The organism is Solwaraspora sp. WMMA2080, from assembly GCF_027497395.1.
Classification (GTDB): Bacteria; Actinomycetota; Actinomycetes; order Mycobacteriales; family Micromonosporaceae; genus Micromonospora_E.
The window spans coordinates 3,439,604-3,463,981 of sequence record NZ_CP114910.1 but is presented as its reverse complement, the minus strand read 5'-3'; the positions used below and the strand labels follow the sequence as shown (position 1 = coordinate 3,463,981).

The 24,378-nt window shown below is 72.5% G+C and carries 19 protein-coding genes; 11 read left to right on the top strand and 8 right to left on the bottom strand.

Annotation, left to right across the window (positions count from 1 at the left end; all coding sequences use genetic code 11):
* Nucleotides 1-6: 6 nt before the first annotated feature.
* The 5 genes from O7543_RS15735 to O7543_RS15715 all read right to left on the bottom strand — a co-directional run bounded on the left by O7543_RS15735 (nucleotide 7) and on the right by O7543_RS15715 (nucleotide 6,854).
* Entirely contained in the window at nucleotides 7-2,985 is a 2,979-nt protein-coding gene (locus tag O7543_RS15735; protein ID WP_281555413.1) for a glycine--tRNA ligase, read from the bottom strand.
* 154 nt (nucleotides 2,986-3,139) lie between these two features.
* Entirely contained in the window at nucleotides 3,140-3,538 is a 399-nt protein-coding gene (locus tag O7543_RS15730) for a PPOX class F420-dependent oxidoreductase (protein ID WP_281553135.1), read from the bottom strand.
* A 76-nt stretch (nucleotides 3,539-3,614) separates the two neighbouring features.
* Nucleotides 3,615-5,258, bottom strand: coding sequence for a CotH kinase family protein (locus O7543_RS15725; protein ID WP_281553136.1), 1,644 nt, complete (start codon nucleotides 5,256-5,258; stop codon nucleotides 3,615-3,617).
* On the bottom strand, nucleotides 5,258-5,935 hold the full coding sequence (locus O7543_RS15720; protein ID WP_281553137.1) for a DUF4956 domain-containing protein: 678 nt from the start codon (nucleotides 5,933-5,935) through the stop codon (nucleotides 5,258-5,260). The genes O7543_RS15725 and O7543_RS15720 overlap by 1 nt, the downstream gene beginning before the upstream one ends.
* A gap of 1 nt (nucleotide 5,936) precedes the next feature.
* Nucleotides 5,937-6,854, bottom strand: coding sequence for a polyphosphate polymerase domain-containing protein (locus tag O7543_RS15715; protein WP_281553138.1), 918 nt, complete (start codon nucleotides 6,852-6,854; stop codon nucleotides 5,937-5,939).
* A 201-nt stretch (nucleotides 6,855-7,055) separates the two neighbouring features.
* Here O7543_RS15715 and O7543_RS15710 point away from each other — a divergent pair, with 201 nt between their 5' ends.
* The 3 genes from O7543_RS15710 to O7543_RS15700 are packed head-to-tail and all read left to right on the top strand — an operon-like array spanning nucleotide 7,056 to nucleotide 11,349.
* A complete protein-coding gene (locus O7543_RS15710; protein WP_281553139.1) occupies nucleotides 7,056-7,811 on the top strand; it encodes a response regulator transcription factor in 756 nt (251 codons plus the stop codon).
* Nucleotides 7,811-9,412, top strand: coding sequence for a HAMP domain-containing sensor histidine kinase (locus tag O7543_RS15705; RefSeq protein ID WP_281553140.1), 1,602 nt, complete (start codon nucleotides 7,811-7,813; stop codon nucleotides 9,410-9,412). The genes O7543_RS15710 and O7543_RS15705 overlap by 1 nt, the downstream gene beginning before the upstream one ends.
* Before the next feature lie 59 nt (nucleotides 9,413-9,471).
* Complete coding sequence (locus tag O7543_RS15700; RefSeq protein ID WP_281553141.1) at nucleotides 9,472-11,349, top strand: PAS domain-containing protein; 1,878 nt, start codon at nucleotides 9,472-9,474, stop codon at nucleotides 11,347-11,349.
* A gap of 329 nt (nucleotides 11,350-11,678) precedes the next feature.
* Here O7543_RS15700 and O7543_RS15695 read toward each other — a convergent pair whose 3' ends face one another.
* Together O7543_RS15695 and O7543_RS15690 are read right to left on the bottom strand one after the other, a co-directional pair.
* Nucleotides 11,679-13,187: a phospholipid carrier-dependent glycosyltransferase gene (locus tag O7543_RS15695; RefSeq protein WP_281555414.1), complete on the bottom strand. Its 1,509-nt coding sequence runs from the start codon at nucleotides 13,185-13,187 to the stop codon at nucleotides 11,679-11,681.
* 273 nt (nucleotides 13,188-13,460) lie between these two features.
* A complete protein-coding gene (locus O7543_RS15690) occupies nucleotides 13,461-14,402 on the bottom strand; it encodes a hypothetical protein (protein ID WP_281553142.1) in 942 nt (313 codons plus the stop codon).
* Between the two features lie 138 nt (nucleotides 14,403-14,540).
* Between O7543_RS15690 and metG the strand changes: the two genes are divergently transcribed.
* Both metG and O7543_RS15680 read left to right on the top strand, forming a co-directional pair.
* Nucleotides 14,541-16,343, top strand: coding sequence for a methionine--tRNA ligase (gene metG, locus O7543_RS15685; RefSeq protein WP_281553143.1), 1,803 nt, complete (start codon nucleotides 14,541-14,543; stop codon nucleotides 16,341-16,343).
* A 4-nt stretch (nucleotides 16,344-16,347) separates the two neighbouring features.
* Entirely contained in the window at nucleotides 16,348-16,986 is a 639-nt protein-coding gene (locus O7543_RS15680; RefSeq protein ID WP_281553144.1) for a LysE family transporter, read from the top strand.
* A 76-nt stretch (nucleotides 16,987-17,062) separates the two neighbouring features.
* Here the strand turns inward: O7543_RS15680 and O7543_RS15675 are convergent, their stop codons facing one another.
* Complete coding sequence (locus tag O7543_RS15675) at nucleotides 17,063-18,349, bottom strand: hypothetical protein (protein WP_281553145.1); 1,287 nt, start codon at nucleotides 18,347-18,349, stop codon at nucleotides 17,063-17,065.
* 127 nt (nucleotides 18,350-18,476) lie between these two features.
* Between O7543_RS15675 and O7543_RS15670 the strand changes: the two genes are divergently transcribed.
* From O7543_RS15670 to O7543_RS15645, 6 genes are all read left to right on the top strand, one after another.
* Nucleotides 18,477-19,361, top strand: a complete 885-nt coding sequence (locus O7543_RS15670) for a TatD family hydrolase (protein ID WP_281555415.1) — start codon at nucleotides 18,477-18,479, stop codon at nucleotides 19,359-19,361.
* 4 nt (nucleotides 19,362-19,365) lie between these two features.
* Complete coding sequence (rsmA, locus tag O7543_RS15665; protein WP_281553146.1) at nucleotides 19,366-20,250, top strand: 16S rRNA (adenine(1518)-N(6)/adenine(1519)-N(6))-dimethyltransferase RsmA; 885 nt, start codon at nucleotides 19,366-19,368, stop codon at nucleotides 20,248-20,250.
* A 63-nt stretch (nucleotides 20,251-20,313) separates the two neighbouring features.
* Nucleotides 20,314-21,270: a 4-(cytidine 5'-diphospho)-2-C-methyl-D-erythritol kinase gene (locus O7543_RS15660; protein ID WP_281553147.1), complete on the top strand. Its 957-nt coding sequence runs from the start codon at nucleotides 20,314-20,316 to the stop codon at nucleotides 21,268-21,270.
* Complete coding sequence (locus O7543_RS15655; protein WP_281567123.1) at nucleotides 21,270-23,132, top strand: ABC-F family ATP-binding cassette domain-containing protein; 1,863 nt, start codon at nucleotides 21,270-21,272, stop codon at nucleotides 23,130-23,132. Before O7543_RS15660 ends, O7543_RS15655 begins: the two co-directional genes overlap by 1 nt.
* A gap of 122 nt (nucleotides 23,133-23,254) precedes the next feature.
* Nucleotides 23,255-23,707, top strand: coding sequence for a DUF4383 domain-containing protein (locus tag O7543_RS15650; protein ID WP_281553149.1), 453 nt, complete (start codon nucleotides 23,255-23,257; stop codon nucleotides 23,705-23,707).
* Nucleotides 23,708-23,879: 172 nt separating this feature from the next.
* Nucleotides 23,880-24,362: a DUF4383 domain-containing protein gene (locus O7543_RS15645; protein ID WP_281553150.1), complete on the top strand. Its 483-nt coding sequence runs from the start codon at nucleotides 23,880-23,882 to the stop codon at nucleotides 24,360-24,362.
* Nucleotides 24,363-24,378: the final 16 nt, after the last annotated feature.

Sequence of the window (24,378 nt, the reverse complement as noted above, 5' to 3'; positions counted from 1 at the left end):
TCGGGGTCACATCCGCAGCTGCGGCCAGTCCAGCAGGTTGGCGGCGAGCGTCGCGACCGTGGCGAGCAGACCCAGCCGGGCCTGACGCAGCTGAGGATCCTCGGCCATCACGAAGACGTCGTCGAAGAAGGCGTTCACCGGCGCGGTCAGCTGCCCGGCGATTCCAGTGAACCGGTCGAGGTCCGCGCTGTGGTCCAGGTCGGCCCGCACCTGCTTGACCACCTCGTGCAGCCGTACCTCGGCCGGCTCGGTGAGTAGCGCCGGGTCGTACTCGGCGGGCACGTCAGCCGGGACGATTCGCCGGGCCCGCTGCAACGCCTCGGCGAGCGCCCGGAACTGCTCGTCGGCCAGCAGCCGGTCCAGCTGGGCCAGCAGCCGGTCAACCAGTTGCGGCCGGTCGGCGTGCGCCAGTACCGCGCGGACCCGGTCCACCGGCTGGCCCTCCTCGGTCAGCAACTGCTCCACCCGGCGGGTCAGGAACTCGACGATCTCGGCCAGCACGGTGTCGTCGACCGGCACCGGCTGCCGCCGGGCGGCAGCCGCGAGCCCGGTGGCCAGCGAAATCCCGGCCAGCCCTGGCTGACTCCGGTGCACCGCCAACAGCCCCAGCACCGCCCGCCGGATCGCGAACGGGTCGCTGCTGCCGGTCGGCATGCCGACCGTGGCAGCCAGGCCGGTCACCAGATCCAGCCGGTCGGCCAGCGACAGCAGCGCCCCCGGCAGCGACTGCGGCAACTGGTCACCGGTGCTGCGCGGCAACTCGGCCTCGAACACCGCCTGCGCGACCGCCGCCGGCTCTCCGGCGTGCCCGGCGTAGTCACGGGCCATCACCCCGGCGAGACTGGTCATCTCGGTGACCATCTGCGAACCGAGGTCGAACTTGACCAGCTCGGCCGCGCGGTCCAAGGTCGCCCGGTCCGCATCGGACAGCGCGATCATCTCGGCCAGGTCACCGGCCAGCCCGGCGATCCGGTCAGCCCGGTCCGCCATCGACCCCAGCTTGTCGGTGAAGGTCAACCGGCTCAGTCGGGACCGCAGCTCGGCCAGCGGGGTGGCCCGGTCGGCGCGGTAGAAGAACGCCGCGTCCTCGTACCGGGCCCGCAGCACCGCCTCGTTGCCGGCCCGTACCAGATCGACGTCGATCGCGCCGTTGGCGACCGCCACGAAGTGCGGCAACAGGGCACCGTCCGCGCCCCGCACCGGCAGGTACCGCTGATGCTTGCGCATCACCGTGGCCAGCACCGACTCAGGTAGCTCCAGGTAGCGTTCCTCGAACCCGCCGAGCAGCGGCGTCGGCTGTTCGATCAGGTCCACCACCTGGGTCAGCAGACCAGCCTCGGCGGCCAGGTCGACCCGGCCGCCGACGCCAGCGGCCAGCTCACCGGCGGCGGCGGTGACGATCGCCCGGCGTTCCTCCGGGTCCACCACGATGCCGGCGTCACGGACCGTCGCCAGGTAGCTCTCCGCGTCGGCCACCTCGACGGTCGACGTCGCGGCGGTCCGGTGCACCCGGGTGGTCCGGCCGGCGGCCAGCGTGGACACCTCGACCGGCACCACCAGGTCACCCCAGAGCGCCAGCAGCCACCGGACCGGACGGGTGAACGCCAGCTGCGGATCCCGCCAGCGCATGTTCTTCGCCGAGCGCAGGCCGGTGACCACCCCGGCGAGCACCTCGGTGAGGACCTCCGTCGCGGTGCGGCCGGGCTCGTCGCGCAGCATCGCCAGATGCGGTACGCCGCCGATCTCCACCCGGGCCAGGTCGGTCACCTCGACCCCCTGGGAACGGGCGAAGCCCGCCGCAGCCGGGGTGGGTGTGCCGTCCGGGCGGAACCCGGCGGCGACCTTCGGGCCGCGTACCGTGCGGGTGTGGTCGGGCTCGCGGGCGGCGACCGCGTCGACGACGGCGACCAGCCGGCGTGGGGTGGCCAGCACCCGGACGTCGCCGTGCATCAGCCTGGTCGCGGCCAACCGGTCGGCGACCAGCTTGGCGACCTGCTGGCGGGCCGAGCGGACCTCCGATGGCGGCATCTCCTCGGTGCCGATCTCGAACACCAGCTGCCGGGCCGGGGCCGACTCACCGGGCTGCGCGGCCGCTGCGTCGGCCTGCCCGGCTGGCGCCGGTGGCACCACGCCGAGTGGGTGGCCCAGCTCGTCGCGGCGGCGTACCCACAGCTGCGCCACCTCGCCGGCCAGCCGGCGCATCCGGGCGAACTCGGTGGCCCGCTCGGCGGTGGAGACCGCGCCCCGCGCGTCCAGCACGTTGAACGCCTGCGAGCACTTGAGGACGAAGCTGTGCGCCGGGACCGGCAGCCCGGCGTCGATCATCCGCTGCGCCTCGGCTGCGTACAGGTCGAGCAGCTGCCGGTTGGTGGCGACGTCGGCGTCGTCGAGGTAGTAGCGGGACATCTCGTACTCGCCGGGGCCGAAGATCTCGCCGTAGGAGATGCCCGGCGCGTACGCGATCTCCTTGAAGTGACGGACCCCCTGCAACGCCATCATGATCCGCTCGATGCCGTAGGTGATCTCCACCGACGGCACCTCGAGGTTGATCCCACCGGCCTGCTGGAAGTAGGTGAACTGGGTGATCTCCAGCCCGTCCAGCCAGACCTCCCAGCCCAGACCCCAGGCGCCGAGCGCCGGTGAGGCCCAGTTGTCCTCGACGAACCGGACGTCGTGCGCGGCCACGTCGATGCCGAGCGCGGCCAGGCTGCCGAGGTAGAGCTCCTGCGCGTCGCCCGGCTCCGGCTTGAGGATCACCTGGAACTGGGTGTGGGTCTGGATCCGGTTCGGGTTCTCGCCGTACCGGGCGTCGTCCGGACGCACCGACGGCTCTACGTAGGCGACCCGCCACGGCTCGGGACCGAGCACCCGCAGGAACGTGGCCGGGTTCAGCGTGCCGGCGCCGACCTCGGTGTTCATCGGCTGGACCGTCAGGCAACCCTGCTCGGCCCAGTACGCCGCGAGGCGGGCCAGCGCGTCCTGCATCGTCAGCACGAATTGCTCCCAAGGTCGGTGACGGCCGGTACGTCGGGTACCGGCCGGCGGCGGTTGATTCCGGGCCATTCTATTTGCCCGGCCGCGACCGGCCTGAACGGGCCGTGACCCGTGCACCGGTGGGCGGTCCGCTGGGAGCGGAGGTTCAGCGGTCGAAGCCCCAGGCGTGGTAGGACTCCACGGTCAGCCGGGCGGACACCCGGGGGCGCTCCCGGTTCGGGTAGCGGTCACCGGTGTAGTGCCGGGCGAGTCGGTCGATCCCGGCCAGCTCGGGGTCCGGCTCGATGGTCACCCTGCCGTGCAGACTGACATGCCGGTACCAGGAGTCGCCGTCCAGCACGGTCAGCGACACCCGTGGGTCGGCCCGCAGATGCTCCAGCCGCTTGCGCCCGGCGTCCAGGTTGAGCAGCACCCGGCCGTCGTCCCACAGGTACCAGGTGGCGACGGTCACCGGCGTGCCGCTCGGGCTCACCGTACCCATCACCGACGGGTTCGGCCGGCCCAGCATTTCGACCAGGTGTTGCGGCATCGGCGGCTTGGCCATCGACGGAGCTCCTTCCAGCGGGCGACGGGTCGACTGGTCGCCTACGGTCACCGACTCTACGGCCGCCAGGCGCCGCTCACACCTGATCGCGCAGGCTTTCCGTCCGTTGCTCGACCGTGGTCCGCAGCTGTTCCAGCTCGGTCGCGACCGCCGAGCCGTCCTGACCGTCGACGGTTGCCAGGACGGCGGCCAGGCCGTCCAGCGCGGCCGTCGCCGCGCCGCTGGCGAACATCCGCTGATAGAGATCGCGGTACGCGGCCTCGTACACTTCGGTGAACGCGTCGCTGGCCAGGAACCGTTCCTTGAGCGGGTGCCCGGCCGACCGGCCGGGACCGCCGCCCTGCGGCGCCGCCCCGGAGCCGGCCCTGTCGGGTGGCTGGAATCCGTCGGGTGGCTGGAATCCGTCGGGTGGCGCGAACCTGTCCTGTGGTGCCGTGCCGTTCTGCGGCGTGGCACCGCCGTCGCCACCACCGAACCGGCCACCGCCCATGGTCACCGCGTCCTGCGGCCCGAGGGTGGCGTCGCCACTGAACGTCAGGTTGTGGTCCCAGCTGACCACCGTGAACTTCCGGGTGGCCAGGTCGTACCAAAGGTAGTAGTTGCGGCCGGGACCGGCCATGTCGTCGAAGTTGAGCAGCAGGTTCTGGGCGGCGACGTAGCGGGCGAACGACTCGACGTCGACGTGATCGGCCAGCTCGTCGTCGAATTCGTCGTCGGACGCCTCGGACACCCAGCGGATCAGGTTGATCACCGGCTGCAGGTCCTGGCTTCCGGTGAGGTTGATCTGCTTGAAGTCATCCTGGTACTCGACCGGATCCTCGCCCTGGTAGGTGAACGAACCGCCGGCCAACGACTTGTAGAGCACGCCACTGTCACCCAGCCCGGCGGCGTAGTGCTCGTCGGGGTGTTCCACCACGAGGCGGGCGGTGGTGGGCCGGTCGTTGACCGTGAACGCGCTGAACGCGTACCGCTGGGTGGCCATCCCGGCGGTATCGAGCAACGACAGGGCGAGGGCCTCGTTGGCCACGGCGCTACCGCCACCCATTCCGCCGACCCGCACTGCGATCTCCTGTAGTCCCTGGTAGCGCCGTCCCTCGACAAACGTGTCGAAGCTGATCAGCCAGGGCAGGTTCTCCGGTTCCTCGGCGGCCAGCCCGGCCCGGCCCATACCGCCGCCCGGCCCGCCTGCGCCCTGCTGCTGTCCCTGCCCACCGTCGGGTCGCTGCCCTGCACCGGACTGTCCGCCGTCGGGGGCGGCCCCGCCGCGTTGCACGGTCTCACCGTCGCGGGTCAGACCGGACAGGGTGGAGTTGCCTTTGAGCCGGATTCCCACGCTCGGGATCGTGGTCGAGTCGACCACCAGGTCCGCCTCGAGGTACTCCTTCTCGCCGTCGTCGAAGTAGGCGTCGAGCATCCGTTGGTAGTCGGCGTCGGCGAAGACCAGCGAGATCTCGTGGGCCACCGTTGGGTCGAACAGGTCAATGGTGCCGGCGATGTCGACCGTCACCAGGTCGGTCGCGGCGTCGGCCGCGCTGGTGACGTACGGCCGGATCCGGGTGCTGCCCAGCACGACCGTGACCACCAGCAGGAATACGGCGCAGCTGGCCAGCAGCCGGTAGTTGTGCCGGATGCGCAGCGGGATCCGGTGCCGTAACCGGTGCTTCGGCGCAGCGGCCGGCGGCACGGCCGGTGGATTCGGGGTGGACGGTGTACCGCTCATCACAGGTCCGTCTGGTCGTAGCCGGTGAGCACCGTGACCCGCTGGCCGCCGGTCAGCCCGCTCAACGCCGCGATCAGTTCGCCCGGCTCGGTGCCCTTGCTCAACCTGACCGTGTACATCAGCTCGGTCAGCGCTCCGCCCCGGATCGACTCGATGCTGACCAGCTCGAACTCGGTGGTCAGCCGCAGCAGCACGTCCTGTACGGCGTGCGTGTGGTCGCGGTCCGGTGGCACCTGCACCTTCACCACCTGGCGTTGCACGTTGAGCGCGAACCAGTTGAAGCGGTACATCACCCCGATGATCAGGCAGATCGCGACCGTGGCGATCACCGCGAGCAGGTAGAACCGGGTGCCGCAGGCCATGCCGACGCCCATCACCAGGAAGATGAAGCCGACGTCGCGGGTCTCCTTGATCGCGTTGCGGAACCGGACCACGGACAGCGCGCCGACCAGGGCGAAGGCCCGGGCGATGTTGGAGCCGACGACCAGCATGATCAACGAGATCAGCATCCCGAGGATGATCAGTGTCTGAACGTACGACTGGCTGTACGACACGTTGCGGTGGGTGGCCCGGTAGACCCAGCCGATGACTGCGCTGAGCACGAAGGACAGCGCCAGCGACGCGGCGATGTCGCCGAGGCTGAACGTGCTGGACAGGTCCTGGAAGGTGATGTCCATGTCAGGCCCGCCCGCCGCTCGCGCCGACGGCCAGCAGTTCGCCGGCCGGCCGGTCCGGAGGCGGTGGTGGCGCGTCGGCCGGCAGATGGAACACCGACCGCGGGGCCCGCCCGAACGCCTCGACACACTGGCAGTACTTGCTGACCCGCACGACCGACAGGTCGGCCTGCGCAGCGAGGTCGGTCAACCAGTACGGGACCCGTTCGTTCGCCTTCACCTCCATGATCGAACGCCACGGCGGGACGATGAACCGATTTTCGGCGTCGACGCCCAGGTGCAGATCACGGTCCCGACCCCGGACCCGGGTGTCCAGGGTGACCCGCAGGCCGAGATCGGCACCGGTGCCGACGAACGCCTGCCGGTGGTAGCCGGTGATCGCCACCGGGCGCAGGTCCAGGCCGCTGACCAGGCCGAGGACCTCCTGCACGAAGCCCCGCTGCGGCTCGGTGTGGTCGATCATGGCGCGGCCGTCGCACAGTTGACGGGCCAGTCGGTACGGCAGCGCGATCCGCCGTTTCTGGGTGACCCGGTTGACCCGCTGCTTGATCTCGACGTGGACGGTGGTGTCGTCGTCGATGCCGGTCCGGTCGCCGTAGTGCCGGATCCGCAGTTTGCGGCGGAACCGCAGCCCTTCGATCTTTTCCCAGTAGAACCGCAGGTCGTCGGTGTCGTAGTAGAGGCTCCACACCCCGTACCCGGTGGTCCCGGCATGGCTGTCCCGGTCGAGTCGGCGGGCGAGTTGGTCACGCAGTGCCGGTACCGCCGCGTTGTCGACCAGGTACTTGATCTCGTACCGGTTGAACGCGTGCAGCCGGGTGACGCCCCGCAGCGCGTGACCGGCCCGGTCGTCCGTACCGTGGCCGGCCCGGTCGTCCGGTCCTGGTCCGGTCGTCGTCGGCGGTGCCGATTCGGGTCGCATGGGCAGGTCCTCACCTTCAGGTAGGGCGGATTCGGTGCGAAGGTGAGGAAACACCGCGCAGATCAAAACAACCTCGGAACGGGATGTGAAGTTGAGGCGAACGGCCGATGACCGAAGCGCGTCCGTTGGTGCCTGTGCTTGCCCGGCCACCCCACAGCCGGCTCCCAGCCGGCTCCGAGACTGCGCCGGTATGCATGGCGGATGACCTCACCCGCCGAGATCGGCCAGGTAGCCGACGCCGGACCGGACCGGGCTCCCCGGATCCTGGTCGTCGACGACGAGCCGAACATCTGCGCCCTGCTCGCCGCCACGTTGCGGCTGATCCGGTTCGACGTCCGAGCGGTGGACGGCGGCCGCGCCGCCCTGGTGGCGATCGAGGAGTTCGAGCCGGATCTGGTGGTCCTCGACGTGATGATGCCGGATCTGGACGGCTTCGAGGTGGCCCGGACGATGCGCCGGGGCGGCCGCCGGCACGTACCCGTGCTGTTCCTGACCGCGCGGGACGCGGTGCAGGACCGGATCGCCGGGCTGACCGTCGGAGCCGACGACTACGTCGCCAAGCCGTTCAGCCTGGAGGAGGTGGTGCTGCGGATCCGGGCGATCCTGCGGCGCAGCGGCGTCGTCGACGAGCCCGAGCCGACCGACCGGGTGCTGCGCTACGCCGACCTGGAGCTCGACGAGGACGCCCACGAGGTACGCCGGGCCGGCCAGCGCGTCGATCTGTCGCCGACCGAGTTCAACCTGCTGCGGTATCTGCTGGTCAACGCCGGCCGGGTGGTCAGCAAGAGCCAGATCCTGGACCGGGTGTGGAGCTACGACTTCGACGGCGACGGCCGGATCGTCGAGTCGTACGTCTACTACCTGCGCAAGAAGATCGACCAGCACCAGCCGGCGCTGATCCACACCGTCCGGGGGGTCGGCTACACGCTGCGACTGCCCCGGTCGGGCGGTGTCTGATGCGGCACCTGAAACGGTTCCGTTCCCCGATCACCGTACGGCGGTGGTCGCACTGGACGCTGCGGTCCCGGCTGGTGCTGGCCACCGCGGTCCTCACCGCCGTCGCCCTGCTGCTGGCCAACACGGCCGGTCTGGTCCTGCTGCGGCAGAGCCTGACCGACCGGCTCGACGAGCAGTTGCGGCTGATGAGCCGACCGTACGCCGGGTCCGCGCCGCCCACCCTCGACCAGGACGGTCCCCGACCCCGACCCTTCCCCGGCGCCTCCCTGCAACCGGCCCAGTCGGTCCTGCTGTACGCCGCCGACGGGACCCTCACCCAGCAGTTCTCCTCCGACCCGGATGCCGCCCTGCCCGCGTTGGACGACTATCCGGCGCTGGTCGAGCGGGCCGCTGCCCGGCGTTCCTACACGGTGCCCGCCGTCGATGGTGACGGATCCTGGCGGGTGCTCGCGGTGCCGCGCGCCGACGGCGGGCTCGCTGTGGTCGGCGTCTCGCTGCGCCAGGTCGACGCGACCGCCGACACGCTGCTCATGATCGACGCCGTGGTGGTGCTGCTGATCCTGGTGCTGCTCGGTCTGGTCGCCGCCGCGACGGTCCGGCTCGGGCTGCGCCCGCTGACCCGGATGGAACGCATCGCCGCCGAGATCACCGGCGGCAACCTGGCCCGGCGGGTCCTCGACGCCGACCCGCACACCGAGGTCGGCCGGCTCGGCGGCGCGTTGAACTCGATGCTGGACCGGATCGGGGCCGAGGTCGCCGCCCGGACCGCCTCGGAGCAGCGACTCCGGCAGTTCGTCGCGGACGCGTCGCACGAACTGCGCACCCCGCTCACCTCGATCCGGGGATTCGCCGAACTGTACCGGCGGGGCGGGGCGACGCCCGGCCCGGAACTCGACGAGGCGATGCGCCGGATCGAGGCGGAGGCGGCCCGGATGGGGCTGCTGGTGGAGGACCTGCTGCTGCTGGCCCGGCTGGACCAGCGTCGGCAGCCGGTGCGTCGACCGGTGGATCTGCTCGCGGTCACCGCCGACACGATCCGCGACGCGTCCGCCCGGGCTCCCGACCGTCGGGTCCGGATGGCACCGGCCGGACCGGTCGGCTCCACCGCACCCGACCTGGAGCCGGTCGCACCCGAACTGCAGCCGGTCTCGGTGCCGGGGGACGAGCCGGCGCTGCGCCAGGTGGCCGCCAACCTGGTGGCGAACGCGCTGCAGCACACCCCGCCGGCGGCCGAGATCACCGTACGGGTGGGGTATCTGCCGGCCGGCGCTGGCGGTGCCCCGTCGGACCGGCCGCTCGCGGCGGTCGGGCGGGACCTGCCGGCGGACGCGCCGCTGGCGGTGATCGAGGTGACCGACACCGGTCCCGGCGTGCCGGCGGCGCATGCCGGGCGGGTCTTCGAGCGGCTGTACCGGGTGGATCCCAGCCGTACCCGGGCGCGAGGTGGCGGCTCCGGTCTCGGGCTGGCGATCGTCGCGGCGATCGTGGACGGTCACGCCGGCCGGATCGAGCTGTACGACCGGCCGGGCGGTGGTGCCGTGTTCCGCGTACTGCTGCCCGAGCCGATGTTGTGCCGGCCCGCGCCGGCCCTCATGCTGTAGCCGGGGGTCGGCGCGGTCCGCGGTCCGGGCGGCCGGCCGATCTTGTTGGAGGAGTCCCGGTGCCACGGCGCGTCCTGACCGGTTACCTCGCGGTGCAGGCTGTTCTTGGCGCGGCGGTCTTCGGGGCCCCGGCTGCCGCCGCCGTCTGGTGGGGGGCGATCGGCGTGGTCAGCGTGGCCGCGGTCGGTTGGGGAATCCACCGGCACCGGCCGCCCCGCCGGCTTCCCTGGCTGCTGCTGGCCGGCGGCGCCGGGGCGCTGGCGGTCGGCGACGTCCACTACGAGTTGTCGCGGCGTACGGCGGGTGCTGTCGGCGAGGTTCTGTCGCTGATCGCCGACGCCGCCTACCTGGCGACCTTCGGCCTGCTTGCGGCCGGGGTGCTCAGTCTGACCCGGACCACGGTGTCGTTGCGGGACCGGTCCGCTCTGCTGGACACCCTGGTGCTGGTCGTGGTGACCGGCCTGATCACCTGGACCCTGGTGGTCGGCCCGGCGGTGACCGATGTGGATCTGCCAGCGGTGGAGAAGGCGCTGCTGGCCGTGCACAGTCTCGGTGGGGTGCTGGTCGTCGTGGTGATGCTGCGCCTGGCGGCCGCCGCCTGGCGGGATCCGACGGTGATCGGGCTGGCGGTCGGCGCGGCCGGCATGCTGACCGCCGACGTCTGGTACGCGGCCGCCGAACTCAACGCCGGCTGGCAGCCGGGGCACCCGGCCGAACTCGGCTGGTACGTGTTCTACGTCAGCTGGGGGGTCGCCGCCCTGCACCCGAACATGGCTCGGCTGGCCACCCGGTCCGACCCGGGCCCGGACGACGTCGCCGCGATGCGGGTAGGTCTGTTGACGATCACCTGTCTGACCGTGCCGTTCCTGCTGGTGATCCAGGCGTTCGCCGGAGCGCCGGCCGAGCTGCCCGACGGGTTGGTGACCGCTGCGGCGGCCGGTCTCACCACGATGCTCGCGGTGACCCGGGTGGTCGATTCGGTGACCGGGCACCGGGCCGCGGTGCACCGGGAACGGTCGCTGCGCAAAGCCGGGACGCGGCTGCTGTCGGCCACCACGATCGCGCAGGTGGCCGAGATGGTCCGCCGGTCGGTCGGTGAGCTGCTGCCGGCCGGGACCGATCACCAGGTCCTGTTCGCCGTGCGCCGCCCGGTGGCGGGGGCCGGCGGCGGGCCGCCCGACCCGGAGTCGGTGGCCGAATGGCAGCCCCAGGTCGTCGTCGACGACCCGTTGCCGGTGGACGCGGCGCGGCGGCGTACCCGGATCATGCCGATCCGGCTGTTGCATCCCGATCTGGCCGACCGGCTCGCCCCGGCACCGGCCGCCCTGGTGGCCGGCCTGGCCGTGCCGGCCTCGTCCGGCGGGACCGGTACCGCGCTGCTGGTCGGGGCGGCTGCCGGGGTGCTGGCCGCCAGCCGGGACGCGATCGAGGTGGTCGCCGCTCAGGCGGCGCTGGCCCTGCACCGGATCGCCGCGACCGAGGACGCCGCCCGGCGGGACCGGGACCGGTATCTCAATCTGGTCGCGGGCACCGTCGGCGACGCGGTGGTGATCGTCGGAGCTGACGACCGGATCCGGTACGCGAGTCCGCCGTGCAGCCGGCTGTTCGGGGTCGAGCCGGCGGTCCTCGCCGACTGGCGGGACCTGGTGCACCCCGCCGACCAGGAGCAGGTGTCCCGGACCCTCGGCGCGGCCGGCGACCGGCACGACGGGTCGGCGGTGGGCGACCAGTGGGTGCTGCGCCGGCCGGACGGCAGCCATGTGCTGCTCGAGGTGCGGTGCAGGGATCTGCGGCTGGTGCCGGGGGTACGCGGCCTGGTGCTGACCTTCAGCGATCTGGCTGATCAGCGTCGCCGTGACTCGGAGCTGGCGCTTCGCCGGATCGACCGCAGCGCGCCGGGGCAGAACAGACGCAGCCTCCGCCGCCGCTTTCGCTGACTATGACAGTTGATGTCGCTTTTGGTGGTTGTTCCGTTCCGTGCTGAACGGCAAACTGGCCTTGTCTGGCCCGTTGTGCGGCAGGGGTTCACCTGGTTAAGCTTTTCAAGCGCGCCCCTATCGCCCGCTTCCCCCGTGGCAGGCGATCGGGGCGCGCTTCTCTGTCTTCCAACGCTCTCCGGCACCCTCGCCCACCTGCTGTCGCAGCCGACGCTGCTGATCACAGTGGAGATACGGGCCAGGTGAGTCCACGATCGGCTGACGGCACCCGTCCGGCGGCCGTGGACCACCGGACGGGCAGCGGGCCGGTAGCGGGCCGGCCGCGATGGTCAGATCCAGCGCCCGCCGAGCCACATCCGCGCCGACCAGTCCTCGTACGGCAGCGGCTCACCGACGAAGATCGGGTAGAAATACGCGAAGCAGACGGCGACCAGCAGGACGTAGGTGCCGGCGATCACCGCGCCGACCAGCCGCCGGTCGTTGCCGGCCGGGTCGGCGACCGCCGTCCCGCCGGACGGTGTGACGATCGCACCGAGCACATAGGTCACCGCGAGGACCAGGAACGGCAGCGCTGGCGCGGTGTAGAAGGCGAACATCGTCCGGCCCTCGGTGGCGTAGTAGAACCACGGCAGCAGCCCGGCGGCCACCCCGGCGAGGATCGCCCCCGCCCGCCAGTCCCGCCGGGCGATACCGAGCCAGACCAGCGCCGCCAGGGCCGGCAGGAACGACCACCACAGCAGCGGAGTGCCCAGCAGCAGCACTTCCTCGGCGCAGCTGGGTGCTCCGCAGGCGGTCTGGTCGGTCCAGTGGAAGGCGACCGGGCGGCCCAGCAGCAGCCACTGCCACGGCCACGACTGGTAGCGGTGTTCCGTCTCCAACGTGCTGTGGAAGCCGTACGCCTGGGTGTGGTAATGCCAGAGGTTCAGCAGGGCGCCGATGAACGGTGCCTCGGACATGCCGTTGTCCGCCCGGTAGTGCCGCAGGTAGCCGCCGTCGGTCGCCAGCCAGCCCGACCAGCTGGCGAGGTAGGTGCCGAGGATCAGCACCCCGCCGAGGACCAGCCAACCGATCTCGCCGAGCGCCGCGTCCAGCCACGGCCGGCGGACCCCGGCGGACCGGCGGGCACCGGCCTCCCACCAGATCACCAGCAGGCCGAACACCGGGATGAACCACAGTGCGCTCCACTTGACGGCGAGACCGCAGCCGAGCAGTAGCGCCGCGATCAGCCGCCACCACGGTACGGCGAACGGCGGTCGGCCGGCGCGGCCCGGCAGAGTCGGATCGAGCCCGTCGTCGACCGCCCGCAGCCACCGTCGCCGGCTCCAGTCCCGGTCGACTACCAGCGCGGCGAAGGCGGCGAGCACGAAGAACGCGAGGAAGATGTCGAGCAGGGCGGTCCGGGACAGCACCAGATGGAAGCCGTCCAGGGCGAGCAGCAGCCCGGCTACGCAGCCGAGGACGGTGGAGTGGAACAACCGCCGGGCCGTCCGGGTGATGATCAGCACCATCAGGATGCCGGCGACCGCCGCCGAGATTCGCCAACCGAACTCGGTGAAGTCGAACCAGCGGACGCCCAGCGAGATGATCCACTTGCCGAGCGGCGGATGCACCACGTACGCCGGGGTGTTGTTGGTCTCGTCCCACTCGAAGCCGTACTGACGCAGCTCGTTGGCCTCGTTGGCGTAGTAGAGCTCGTCGAAGATCAGGCCCGGCGGGTGGCTCAGGTTGACCAGCCGCAGTACGCCGGCGATCGTCACCACCACGGCGGTGGCCAGCCAGGACCACGGCTCCAGCCAGTTGTCCAGCGGTGCCAGCCGGCGGCGGACCACGGCCGGCAGCCCGACCCCGCCGGTCGGCGTCGACGACCCGGCGGAGCCGTCGGGGCCGACCGGGTGGGCCCCCGCCGGACCGGCGTCCGGTGGACGGACCGGCCGGTCCGCTGTCGCCGTCACCGCTGGTTCACCGCTTGCCGCGTCCGAAGCTGCCGCCGAGATCACCCCGTGATCGTAGGCCGCCGCCCGACGTCGCGGGACCTCCCCGCCGAAGAATATATTTCGGGTCGTCGATGCGCTGCGCTACGGGTGGTCGATGCCTGCTCCGGTCGGTCGATGTCAGCCGGTCCAGACGGTGGCCAGGAACCCGGCGGCCAGCAGGACCGGCGCCAGCAACGCGGCGACGGTGGCAACCCGACGGGCCGTCGCGGTGGCCAGCCGGCGGGCACCGCTGCCCCAGACCAGCAGTACGCCGAGCAGCACGGTCAGCCCCCAGCCGACCGACCACCGCAGGTGCAGCACGACCAGGTCGGCCACGACGTACGCGGTGTCCCGTTCACGGTGCAACATCCGGGCGGTCAGCTCGGCGCCGGTGGCCTGGTCAACCGGCGGTACGCCGAACAGCCGCACCCGGTCGACAGTGAAGCCGGTCTGCGCGGCGAACTCGCCGAGGCACCGTCGGCCGTACCCGTCGCCGGTGCAGTCGGTGACCGTCGCGGTGCCGTTGACGCCCCGGCCGACGGCCAGCCACAGCGGTTCGGCGCTGACCCAGCCGAGGAACGCCGCAGCCGCCGCGACGACCACGATCCAGGCGATGCCGGTCGCCGGCCGGCGGGAACGCCGGACCCTCGTCCGCCGTTGACGGGCGGCCGCCCGGCGGAGCGGGCGGCGGCCCGGCGGCCGTTCCGCCACCGGCACCGCCACCGGCCTGCCGTTGCCCGCCGGCCTGCCGTTGCCCGCCGGCCTGCCGTTGCCCGCCGGCCTGCCGTTGCCCGCCGGCCTGCCGGTGTCGCCCGGTCCGCCGTCATCCGGGTCGGCGCTGTCGGCTGGCGCGGCGGTGTCGGTCGGCTCGCCGGCATCCGGGGTCACGGGCGTGGCCGGTTCGGCGGCAGGTGATGCCACGGCACCGGCCGGTCCGCCGTCGGTCGGTTCGCCACCGTGCCACCAGGTGCCCTCCGGCCCGGCCGTCGCCCAGGGGCTCGGCCGCCGCCGACGCTGCTCGGGAGCGCCCGCCGGCTCCCGGGTGGGTGGGGCGGTCGGCGGCTCGTCGGACTCCGGCATGCTGGGTTCCCCGGTCACCCCGCCATTTGACACCCCGGCACGCGGAGCCGGGGCGAACCCCCGAAGGCGTGTCGCGCTCCGCCGGGCGGCTCGGCAACCCGTTCGCGTACGCCCGGTGACACTAACTAGGCTGGTCGTATGAGTCACGTTCTCGCGGCGGTCGCCTGGCCCTACGCCAACGGGCCCCGCCACATCGGCCACGTCTCCGGTTTCGGGGTGCCCTCCGACGTGTTCAGCCGGTACATGCGGATGGCCGGCCACGACGTGCTCATGATCTCCGGCACCGACGAGCACGGCACCCCGATCCAGGTGCAGGCCGACAGCGAGGGGCTGAAGCCGCGCGAGCTGGCCGACCGGTACAACCGGGTGATCGTCGAGGACCTGCACGGGCTCGGCCTGTCCTACGACCTGTTCACCCGGACCACCACCGGCAACCACTACCAGGTGGTCCAGGAGCTGTTCGAGACGTTGCACCGCAACGGCTACATCGTTGCGAAGACCACCCTCGGCGCGATCTCCCCGTCCACCGGTCGCACCCTGCCGGACCGCTACATCGAGGGCACCTGTCCGATCTGCGGCTACGACGCCGCCCGGGGCGACCAGTGTGACAACTGCGGCAACCAGCTCGACCCGGTTCAGCTGATCGACCCGCGCTCGAAGATCAACGGGGAGACGCCGAACTTCGTCGAGACCGAGCACTTCTTCCTCGACCTGCCGGCGTTCGCCGAGGCGCTCGGCACCTGGCTGGACGCCCGCGACGGCTGGCGGCCCAACGTCCTGCGGTTCTCCCGCAACCTGCTCGACGACCTGCAGCCCCGGGCGATCACCCGGGACCTGGAGTGGGGCGTGCCGATCCCGCTGGACGGCTGGCGCGAGCGCGGCGACAAGCGGATCTACGTCTGGTTCGACGCGGTGATCGGTTACCTGTCGGCCTCGATCGAGTGGGCCCGGCGGTCCGGTGACCCGGACGCCTGGCGCCGCTGGTGGACGGCGGACGCCCAGGGCAAGGAGGCACGCGCCTACTACTTCATGGGCAAGGACAACATCGTCTTCCACTCGGTGATCTGGCCGTCGCTGCTGCTCGGCTACTCCGGCGAGGGCGACCATGGCGGTGAGTCAGGTCAGCTCGGCCGGCTCAACCTGCCCACCGAGGTGGTTTCCAGCGAGTTCCTGACCATGGAGGGGCGCAAGTTCTCCTCCTCCCGCCAGGTGGTCATCTACGTGCGGGACTTCCTGGCCCGCTACGACGCCGACGCGCTGCGCTACTTCATCGCCGTGGCCGGCCCGGAGAGCCAGGACACCGACTTCACCTGGGCGGAGTTCCGGCGCCGCAACAACGACGAGCTGGTCAACGACTGGGGCAACCTGGTCAACCGGTCGATCTCGATGGCCGCCAAGAACTTCGGCGCCATCCCGCCGGTCGACCCGGCCGGGCTGACCGCCGCCGACGAGGCGCTGCTGGCGACCAGCCGGGCCGCGTTCGGCACGGTCGGCGCACTGATCGAACGGCACCGGCAGAAGCAGGCGATCGGTGAGGCGATGCGGGTGGTCGCCGAGGCCAACCGCTACCTGTCCGACCAGGCACCGTGGAAGCTCAAGGGCGAGGCGGACAAGCCCCGGATGGGCACCGTCCTGCACGTCGCCCTGCAGGTGGTCGCGGACGCGAACACCCTGCTCACCCCGTTCCTGCCGCACTCGGCGCAGAAGATCCACGAGCTGCTCGGCGGCGCCGGCGTACACGCGCCGATGCCCCGGATCGTCGAGGTCGACGACCTCGACGCCGGTCCGGCGTACCCGATCCTCACCGGCGACTACCGCGACGGTGCCCGGTGGGAGTCCACCCCGGTCGAGGCCGGCCGACCGCTGGCCGCGCCGAAGCCGGTGTTCCGCAAGCTCGACGAGTCGATCGTCGACGAGGAGCTGGCCCGGCTCACCGCCTGACCGGGTGACCGATTACCTGGCCGGGTTGCTGCTCGGCCTCGGCCTGATCATGCCGATCGGGCCGCAGAACGTCTTCGTGGTCAGCCAGGGGCTGGCGGTCGGCCTGCCGCGTGCGCTGTGGGCGGTGCTGGCCGCCGGCTGCTGCGACACGCTGCTGATCGTCGCCGGGGTCGCCGGCGTGTCCGGCCTGATCGCCACCGTGCCGGGCGTGCGGCCGGCGCTGCTCGCCTGCGGCGCGGTCTTCCTCACCTACCTGGGCGTGCGGTCCATCCGTACCGCCGGCGGGCACCTCGCCGTCGGCCCACCGGGTGGGCCGGGTCCGGGGCCGGCGGCCGGGTCGGTCCGCCAGGTCGTCGGGCGTACGGTCAGCGTCTCGCTGCTCAACCCGCACGCCATCCTCGACATGGTCGGGGTGATCGGGGCAGCGGTGATCGCCCAGCCGGCGGACTCCCGGGCGACGTTCGCCGCCGGGACGCTCTCCGCGTCGTGGACCTGGTTTCTGGTCCTGGCGGTCGGTGCCGCCCAGGCGCGTCGCTTCCTGACGCCGCGGGTGATCGCCTGGTTCGACCGGGTGTCCGGCGCGATCATGCTGGTCTTCGCCGGCTACTTCGCCCTCGAGCTGACCCACCTGGCCGCCGGGTGAGCGCGGCGCTCCCGCCGGGCCCACCGCTCCCGCCGGGCCCACGACTGACACGGCCGGTTGCAACTGGCAGTCCGGTTCACAGCGGGTACGGCAGGTCGGTCGCGCCTTCGTCGGAAATCTCCACGCTCGGTGCCCACACCTCGTACACGCCGCGTTCGTAGCACTGCGCGCCGAGCGACGCGACCGCCTCCGGGGTGGGCCGGCACAGCCGCAGCCGGCTCCACCCGGAATCCTGCCTCAGCACCTGACAGCGGGCGTCGCGCCAGGTGGCGAGCCGCACCCGGCGGGCCAGCGAGTCGACCGGGTAGCGAGCGGCCCGGGTCATCGCCAGCACCCGGAACTCGTGCGGCGGGTCGGCGACCGCCTCGTAGGTCTGGCCGTCGTGGGTGCCGACCAGCTGGGTCGACTGCGGCAGGTCGCCGGTGCGCAGGTACTCCTGGTCGGACGGGACGTCGGGGATCCCGTCGAGCAGGTGTCGTCGCTGCGGCCCGGCCATCCGGATCCAGCCGCGCTGCTCTGGCTGGTAGGTGTACAGCACCACCTCGGCACCGTCCGGGGTGTACGCCAGCAGGGCGGCGTTGGCCGGCATCGGCAGGTCGGTGCAGCCGGCGGTGACGAACTCGGGGATCAGATGGCGCCCGCTCGGGGTGAACCCGGTGCCGAGCACCGGCGGGCCGATCCGGTCCCGGGGCGGCATGGCCGCCAGCCCCTGGTACGCCGGCCCGGCCGGGATCTCGTAGTCGTCGGCGCCGATGGCCCGCCAGCGCAGTGCGTACGCCACCTCCAGGCTGTCCCGCCCGCCCTCGTCGTCGGTGCGCAGCAGGGCCAGGTCGGCCGGGGTACGCAGGTGCGCGATGTCGTACTCGCGGTAGCAGAAACCGGCCGGTGCCCAGCCACGCAGGAAGCCGGCCACCTGTCGGCCGGAAAGTACCTTCATCATCCGGGTGCCGCGCCGGACCGTCGCGGTACGCCGGACCACGGTATTTGCCGGATGGTCGGCGGCCGACGGCGTCTGACTCAGCTGATGTACGTCCGCCCAGCTGGCGGCCCGGGTCAACGGGGCCATCAGCGGGCTGTCGCCCGGATCGTCGGTGCGGTCGTCGGCACCCGCGCCGGCACCGGAGGCACCCGTGCCGCCGGCGGAGATACCCACGCCGGAGACCGGGCCGACCTCGCTGGCATGCACGTGGCGGAACCAGCGGCCCCGGCCGTCGCGCTGGAAGCCGGCTACCGGGTCCATGCTGACCAGCCGGTAGGCGGCCCCTCGGGCGATCTCCTCAGCCGGGTAGACCGCACCCTCGAAGCGGACGTGCAGGCCGGCCGGGGCATCGGCGACGCCGCCACGCGCAGAGCTCAGAGTCACGTCGCCGAAGGTAGTTGCCGGGTCACCGCTTCGGGTGAACGCGTGGTAGCCGCCGCATGTCCATTGGCGGTGCCGCCCGGGTGGCCCGGTGCACCGGCCGGACCGGGACGTGTGATGCTGTCCGATGATGACGCAGCCAGCCGAGACCCGCCGGCAACGGGCCGCCCGCCGGGCCGGGGAGTTCCCGCCGCCACCCGATCCGCTGCCCGTACCGGTGATCGACAGCCACACCCACCTGGACCTGACTGTCGCCGAACCGGCGGTCCTCGGCCGGGACAGCGGCGACCCGGTGGCCACCTTGATCGCCCGGGCCGCGTCGGTCGGCGTCGACCGGCTGGTCCAGGTCGGTGTCGACCTGGAGTCGTCGCGCTGGGGCGCGGACCTCGCCGCGCGATCGTCGGCGGTGGTCGCCACGGTCGCCCTGCATCCCAACGAGGCACCCCGACTGGCCGACCTGGACGAGGCGCTGCGTGAGGTCGAGGCGCTGGCCGCCGCCGATCGGGTGCGCGGCGTCGGCGAGACCGGGCTGGACCACTTCCGGACCGGGTCGGACGGACTGGCCGCGCAGCAGGCCAGCTTCCGGGCGCACATCGCGATCGCCAAGCGGTACGGCAAGCCGCTGGTGATCCACGACCGGGACGCGCACGCCGACGTGCTGCGGGTGCTCGACTCCGAAGGCGCCCCGCAGACCGTGGTGATGCACTGCTTCTCCGGCGACGCGGATTTCGCCGCCGACTGCGTCCGGCGCGGCTTCGTGCTCAGCTTCGCCGGTACGGTGACCTTCGGCAACGCCGCCGGGCTGCGCGCCGCAGCGGCCGTCACGCCGGTCGAGCAGATGCTGGTGGAGACCGACGCGCCGTACCTGACGCCGGTGCCGCACCGGGGCCGGCCCAACGCCTCCTACCTGATCCCGCACACCGTCCGGCTGCTTGCCGAGGTCACCGGCACCGACCTGACCGAGTTGTGCGCCGCGATCTCGGCCACCGGCGACCGGGTGTTCGGGCCGTGGTGAGCCGGTGACCGAGTTGCTCGGTCCGGCGCAGATCCGGGAGCTGGCCGGCCGGCTGGCGGTGGCACCCACCAAACGGCTCGGGCAGAACTTCGTGCACGACCCGAACACGGTCCGGCGGATCGTGTCCGCCGCCGATCTGCCAACGGACGCGGTGGTGCTGGAGGTCGGCCCCGGGCTCGGCTCGCTGACCCTTGGCCTGCTCGACCAGGTGCGCCACCTGCACGCGGTGGAGATCGATCCGGTGCTCGCCGGCGCGCTGCCGCAGACCGTCGCCGGCTGCGGCGGCGACCTCGCCCGGCTGACCGTGCACACCGCCGACGCGCTGCGGACCACCGCCGCCGGTCTCGGCGGGCCGGAACCGACCGCGCTGGTGGCCAACCTGCCGTACAACGTGGCGGTGCCGGTGGTGCTGCACCTGCTCGCCGAGCTGCCCAGCCTGCGGCAAGGGCTGGTGATGGTGCAGAAAGAGGTGGCCGACCGGCTGGTCGCCGGCCCGGGCTCGCGCACGTACGGCGTACCGTCGGTGAAGCTGGCCTGGTACGCCGCCGCCCGTACTGCGGGTCGGGTCCCGCCGAGCGTGTTCTGGCCGGTGCCCAACGTCGACTCCGGGCTGGTCGCGTTCACCCGCCGCGAGCCACCGGCGGTGCCGGCGGGTCAGCCGGTGGACGGGTTCCGGCGTCGGGTCTTCGCCGTGGTGGACGCCGCGTTCGCGCAGCGCCGCAAGACGCTGCGGGCGGCGCTGGCCGGCTGGGCCGGCGGGGCGGACCGGGCGGCGGCGGTGCTGGCCGCGGCCGGGGTCGACCCGCGTGCGCGGGGGGAGGCGTTGACCGTGGCGCGGTTCGCGGCGATCGCTGCGGCGGCGCCGCTGGTCGAAACGGTGGCCGAGTAGGCTGGCGGCCGTGATCGTGACGAGAGGTACCCGCGCGGCCCACCTCAGCCGGGGTATTTCCCGGTGACCGAGGCATGGCGGCCGGGCGACGAGGACGAGATTTTCCGTCGCGGCGCCCGCAGCTCGGTCAAGGTGCGGGTGCCAGCCAAGATCAACCTGCGGTTGGCCGTCGGCCCGCTCCGGCCCGACGGCTACCACGAGGTGAGCACCGTCTACCACGCGATCGCGCTCTACGACGAGCTGACCGTCCGGCGGGCCGACACGCTGATCCTGACCATGGACGGTGAGGGCACCGGCGAGCTGGCGCTGGACGACTCCAACCTGGTGCTGCGCGCCGCCCGGGCGCTGGCCAGGCACGCCCGGGTCCCCGCGCACGCCCGACTGCACCTGCGCAAGCAGATCCCACTCGCGGCCGGCCTGGCCGGCGGCAGCGCGGACGCCGCCGCAGCGTTGGTCGCCTGCGACGAGCTGTGGGGGACCGGGCTGACCCGTGACGACCTGGCCGGGCTGGCCGCCGGCATCGGTTCGGATGTGCCGTTCCTGCTGCACGGCGGCACCGCGCTGGGCACCGGCCGGGGCGAGGCGATCAGCCCGGTGCTGGCCCGACCCACCACCTGGTACTGGGTCGTCGCGGTCGCCGACGGCGGCCTGTCCACCCCCGAGGTCTACGCCGAGCTGGACCGGCTGCGGGCGGCCGGTGCGGCGCCGCCACCGGTCGGCGCCGCCGACGAGTTGCTGGCCGCGCTGCGCCAGCGGGATCCGCAGGTGCTGGCCGGCGCGCTCGGCAACGATCTCGAGCCGGCCGCGCTGTCCATGCGCCCGGCGCTCAAGCAGGTGCTGGACACCGGGGTGGCAGCCGGGGCACTGGCCGGCATGGTCTCCGGGTCCGGCCCGACCTGTGTCTTCCTGGCTGCGGACGCGGCTGGCGCGGCCACCGTCGCGGCCGCGCTCGACGATGCCGGGGTCTGCCGGGACGTGCACCTGGCGCACGGCGCCGTCGCCGGGGCGAGGCTGATCTGATGGTGAACATTGTCAATCTGGATCGGGTGTCCAAGGGTTACGGCGCAGTCGGGCAGTTGCTCACCGAGGTCTCGCTGGGCTTGGACGACAGCGACCGGATCGGCGTCGTCGGTCTCAACGGTGCCGGCAAGTCGACCCTGCTGCGGCTGCTCACCAAAGCCGAGGAACCCGACGCCGGGCGGGTCACCCACCGCCGGGACCTGCGGGTCGCCGCGCTGCCCCAGACGCTCGAGCTGGCCGGTGACGCCACCGTACGGGACGTGGTGCTCGGCACCGCGTGGCTGGCCGAGGGGTTCGGCGCCGAGCACGAGTGGGCCGGCGACGCCGGGGTGCGTACCGTCCTCGACGGTCTCGGCATGCCGCACCTCGGCCTGGACCAGCCGGTCGGGCCGATGTCCGGCGGCGAGCGGCGCCGGATCGCCCTGGCCGCGCTGCTGATCCGCCCAGCCGAGCTGCTGATCCTGGACGAGCCGACCAACCATCTGGACGTCGCCGGGGTGGCCTGGCTCGCCGCGTACCTGGTGCAGCGTCGCCGGGGCGCGCTGGTAGTGGTCACCCACGACCGGTGGTTCCTCGACGAGGTCTGCACCGACACCTGGGAGGTCGCCGACCAGACGGTCCGCGCCTACGAGGGCGGGTTCGCCGCCTGGACGCTGGCCCGCGCCGAACGGGAGCGGGTCGCCGCGGCTACCGAGGCCCGCCGACAGAACCTGCTGCGTAAGGAGATCGCCTGGCTGCGCCGTGGCCCGCCGGCCCGTACCTCCAAGCCGCGGTTCCGGATCGAGGCGGCGAACGCGCTGATCGCCGACGTGCCGCCGCCGCGCGACACCGTGTCGCTGCACCGGCTGGCCACCGCCCGGCTCGGCAAGCAGGTCTACGAGCTGGACGACGTGACCGCGTACGCCGGGGAGAAGCTGATCCTCGACGGGCTGACCTGGCAGATCGGTCCGGGGGACCGGTTCGCGATCGTCGGCGCCAACGGTGCCGGCAAGACCACACTGCTGCGGTTGCTGGCCGGGGTCCGTGCCCCTCAGCAGGGCCGGGTGGTGACCGGGGCGACGGTCCGGCCGGCCTTCCTGTCCCAGGAGCTGGCCGAGCTCCCCGGTGAGCTGCGGGTGCTGGAGGCGGTGGAGGAGGTTGCCCGCCGGGTGGTGTTCGGCGACCGCGAGCTTGCCGCGACCCAGTTCGCGGAGATGTTCGGCTTCACCGACCGGCGGCTGTGGACGCCGGTCGGAGATCTGTCCGGTGGCGAGCGCCGCCGGCTGCAGCTGCTGCGACTGCTGGCCGCCGAGCCGAACGTGCTGCTGTTCGACGAGCCCACCAACGACCTGGACACCGACACCTTGGCGGCGCTGGAGGACCTGCTCGACTCGTGGCCGGGCACGCTGATCGTGGCCAGCCACGACCGGTACCTGATCGAGCGGGTCACCGACGAGACGTACGGCATGTTCGGCGACGGCCGACTGGTGCATCTGCCCGGCGGGGTCGACGAGTACCTGGCCCGAGCCGGCGGTGCCGCCGGCTCCGGTGCGGCGCGGGCCGCCGGGGCCGGTCCCGGGGCCGACCGGCCGGCGGGTTCCGGTGTGGCCGGCCCGGCTGCGGCCGGCGACCGGCCGGCGGGTGACGCCGCCGGTGGCGGGCTGTCCGCCGGTGACCTGCGGGCGGCCCGCAAGGAGCTGGCCCGACTGGAACGCCAGGTCGGCAAGCTGGAGCAGCAGGAGACGGCGCTGCACGAGGAGTTGGCCCGACACGCCACCGACTTCACCCGGCTCGCCGAGCTGGACGCCCGACTGCGTGAGGTGCAGGCGCAGCGCAGCCGTACCGAGGAGGAGTGGCTCGCCCTGGCCGAGCAGGTGAGCTAGGCGTCGGGTGAGCCGGACCGGTTGGTGAGCTGGGCCGCGCCGGCCGGGGCCACCCCCCGCTGGTCGCGGGCGATGAGCGACAATCGTCGGCGACCACCCCCGTCGGCGTTGGAGCAGACCCCATGCACACCCCCGTCAACCACCCCGCCCGGCCGATCTACCGGGCGGTCGCCGCGCTGACCGGCCTCTACTTGGTGATCTTCGGTGTCGTCGGGATCATCGTCACCAGCGGCGACGCCCTCTTCGCACAGAACGACAGCCGGGTGCTCGGCCAGGGCGCCAACCTCGGCTTCTCCGGGCTGTGCCTGGTGCTGGGCGTGGCCGTGCTGGCCGGCGTAGGGTTCGGCCGCAACATCGACACGGCGATCAACAAGGTGCTGGCGTACGGCCTGATGGCGTTGAGCCTGGCCGAACTGGCGGTGCTGCGCACCGACGCCAACTTCCTCAACTTCACGGTGAGCACCTGCCTGGTCGTGATGATCGTCGGCCTGGTGCTGCTGATGGCCGCCATGTACGGCCGGATCGGCACCGAGCAGGAGGCCCAGGCGTGGCGGGACGGTCGGCTGGTGCTGTGACCTGGACCGGTGCTCTGGTCCGGGGTCGCTGATCGGGCGGCGGGGCCGGCTGATCCCGTAGCCGCCTACCGGTCGGTTCGGCTGCGCGCCACCCGCCCGCGGCGGGAGAATCCGGGGAATGACGCCCGCGTCGCCGCGACGCGGGCCTGGGTCGGCGACAGGAGCGGCAGCCATGGCGCACATTCCGGTCAACCACCCGCTGCGGCCGGTCTACCGGACGATCGCCGGGCTGACCGGCCTGTACGTGCTGATCTTCGGCATCGCCGGAACGGTCGCCACCTGGGGTGATCCGCTGTTCGCCCGGGACGACGTCTGGGTGCTCGGGCTGCGCACCAACCTCGCGTTCTCGATCTCCTCGATCGTCTACGGCGGGCTGATCCTGATCGGGGCGATCATCGGCGGCCGGGCCGGGCACCTCGCCAACCTCACCATCGCGGTGGTCTTCATGGTCACCGGCCTGCTGATGATGGCCCTGCTGCAGACCGACGCCAACTTCCTGAACTTCTCGATGTCGACCGTGATCGTGTCGCTGATCTTCGGTCTGATCTTCCTGGCCACCGGCCTGTACGACAAGGTGGGGCCGGCCGAGGCGGCCGGCGACGAGGAACGCTACCGGCGCGGCGCGCACCGACCTGCTGAGCAGGCCCGGCAGTGAGCGTACGCCGACCCGG

Bases quoted from the DNA above. Each gene is read 5' to 3' on its own strand.
- O7543_RS15715 (WP_281553138.1), bottom strand. From the start codon at position 6,854: ATGCGACCCGAATCGGCACCGCCGACGACGACCGGACCAGGACCGGAC.
- O7543_RS15710 (WP_281553139.1), top strand. From the start codon at position 7,056: ATGACCTCACCCGCCGAGATCGGCCAGGTAGCCGACGCCGGACCGGAC.
- O7543_RS15645 (WP_281553150.1), top strand. From the start codon at position 23,880: ATGGCGCACATTCCGGTCAACCACCCGCTGCGGCCGGTCTACCGGACG.
- O7543_RS15725 (WP_281553136.1), bottom strand. From the start codon at position 5,258: ATGAGCGGTACACCGTCCACCCCGAATCCACCGGCCGTGCCGCCGGCC.
- O7543_RS15705 (WP_281553140.1), top strand. From the start codon at position 7,811: ATGCGGCACCTGAAACGGTTCCGTTCCCCGATCACCGTACGGCGGTGG.
- O7543_RS15670 (WP_281555415.1), top strand. From the start codon at position 18,477: ATGACGCAGCCAGCCGAGACCCGCCGGCAACGGGCCGCCCGCCGGGCC.
- O7543_RS15730 (WP_281553135.1), bottom strand. From the start codon at position 3,538: ATGGCCAAGCCGCCGATGCCGCAACACCTGGTCGAAATGCTGGGCCGG.
- O7543_RS15650 (WP_281553149.1), top strand. From the start codon at position 23,255: ATGCACACCCCCGTCAACCACCCCGCCCGGCCGATCTACCGGGCGGTC.
- O7543_RS15720 (WP_281553137.1), bottom strand. From the start codon at position 5,935: ATGGACATCACCTTCCAGGACCTGTCCAGCACGTTCAGCCTCGGCGAC.
- O7543_RS15735 (WP_281555413.1), bottom strand. From the start codon at position 2,985: ATGCAGGACGCGCTGGCCCGCCTCGCGGCGTACTGGGCCGAGCAGGGT.
- metG (WP_281553143.1), top strand. From the start codon at position 14,541: ATGAGTCACGTTCTCGCGGCGGTCGCCTGGCCCTACGCCAACGGGCCC.
- O7543_RS15690 (WP_281553142.1), bottom strand. From the start codon at position 14,402: ATGCCGGAGTCCGACGAGCCGCCGACCGCCCCACCCACCCGGGAGCCG.
- O7543_RS15655 (WP_281567123.1), top strand. From the start codon at position 21,270: ATGGTGAACATTGTCAATCTGGATCGGGTGTCCAAGGGTTACGGCGCA.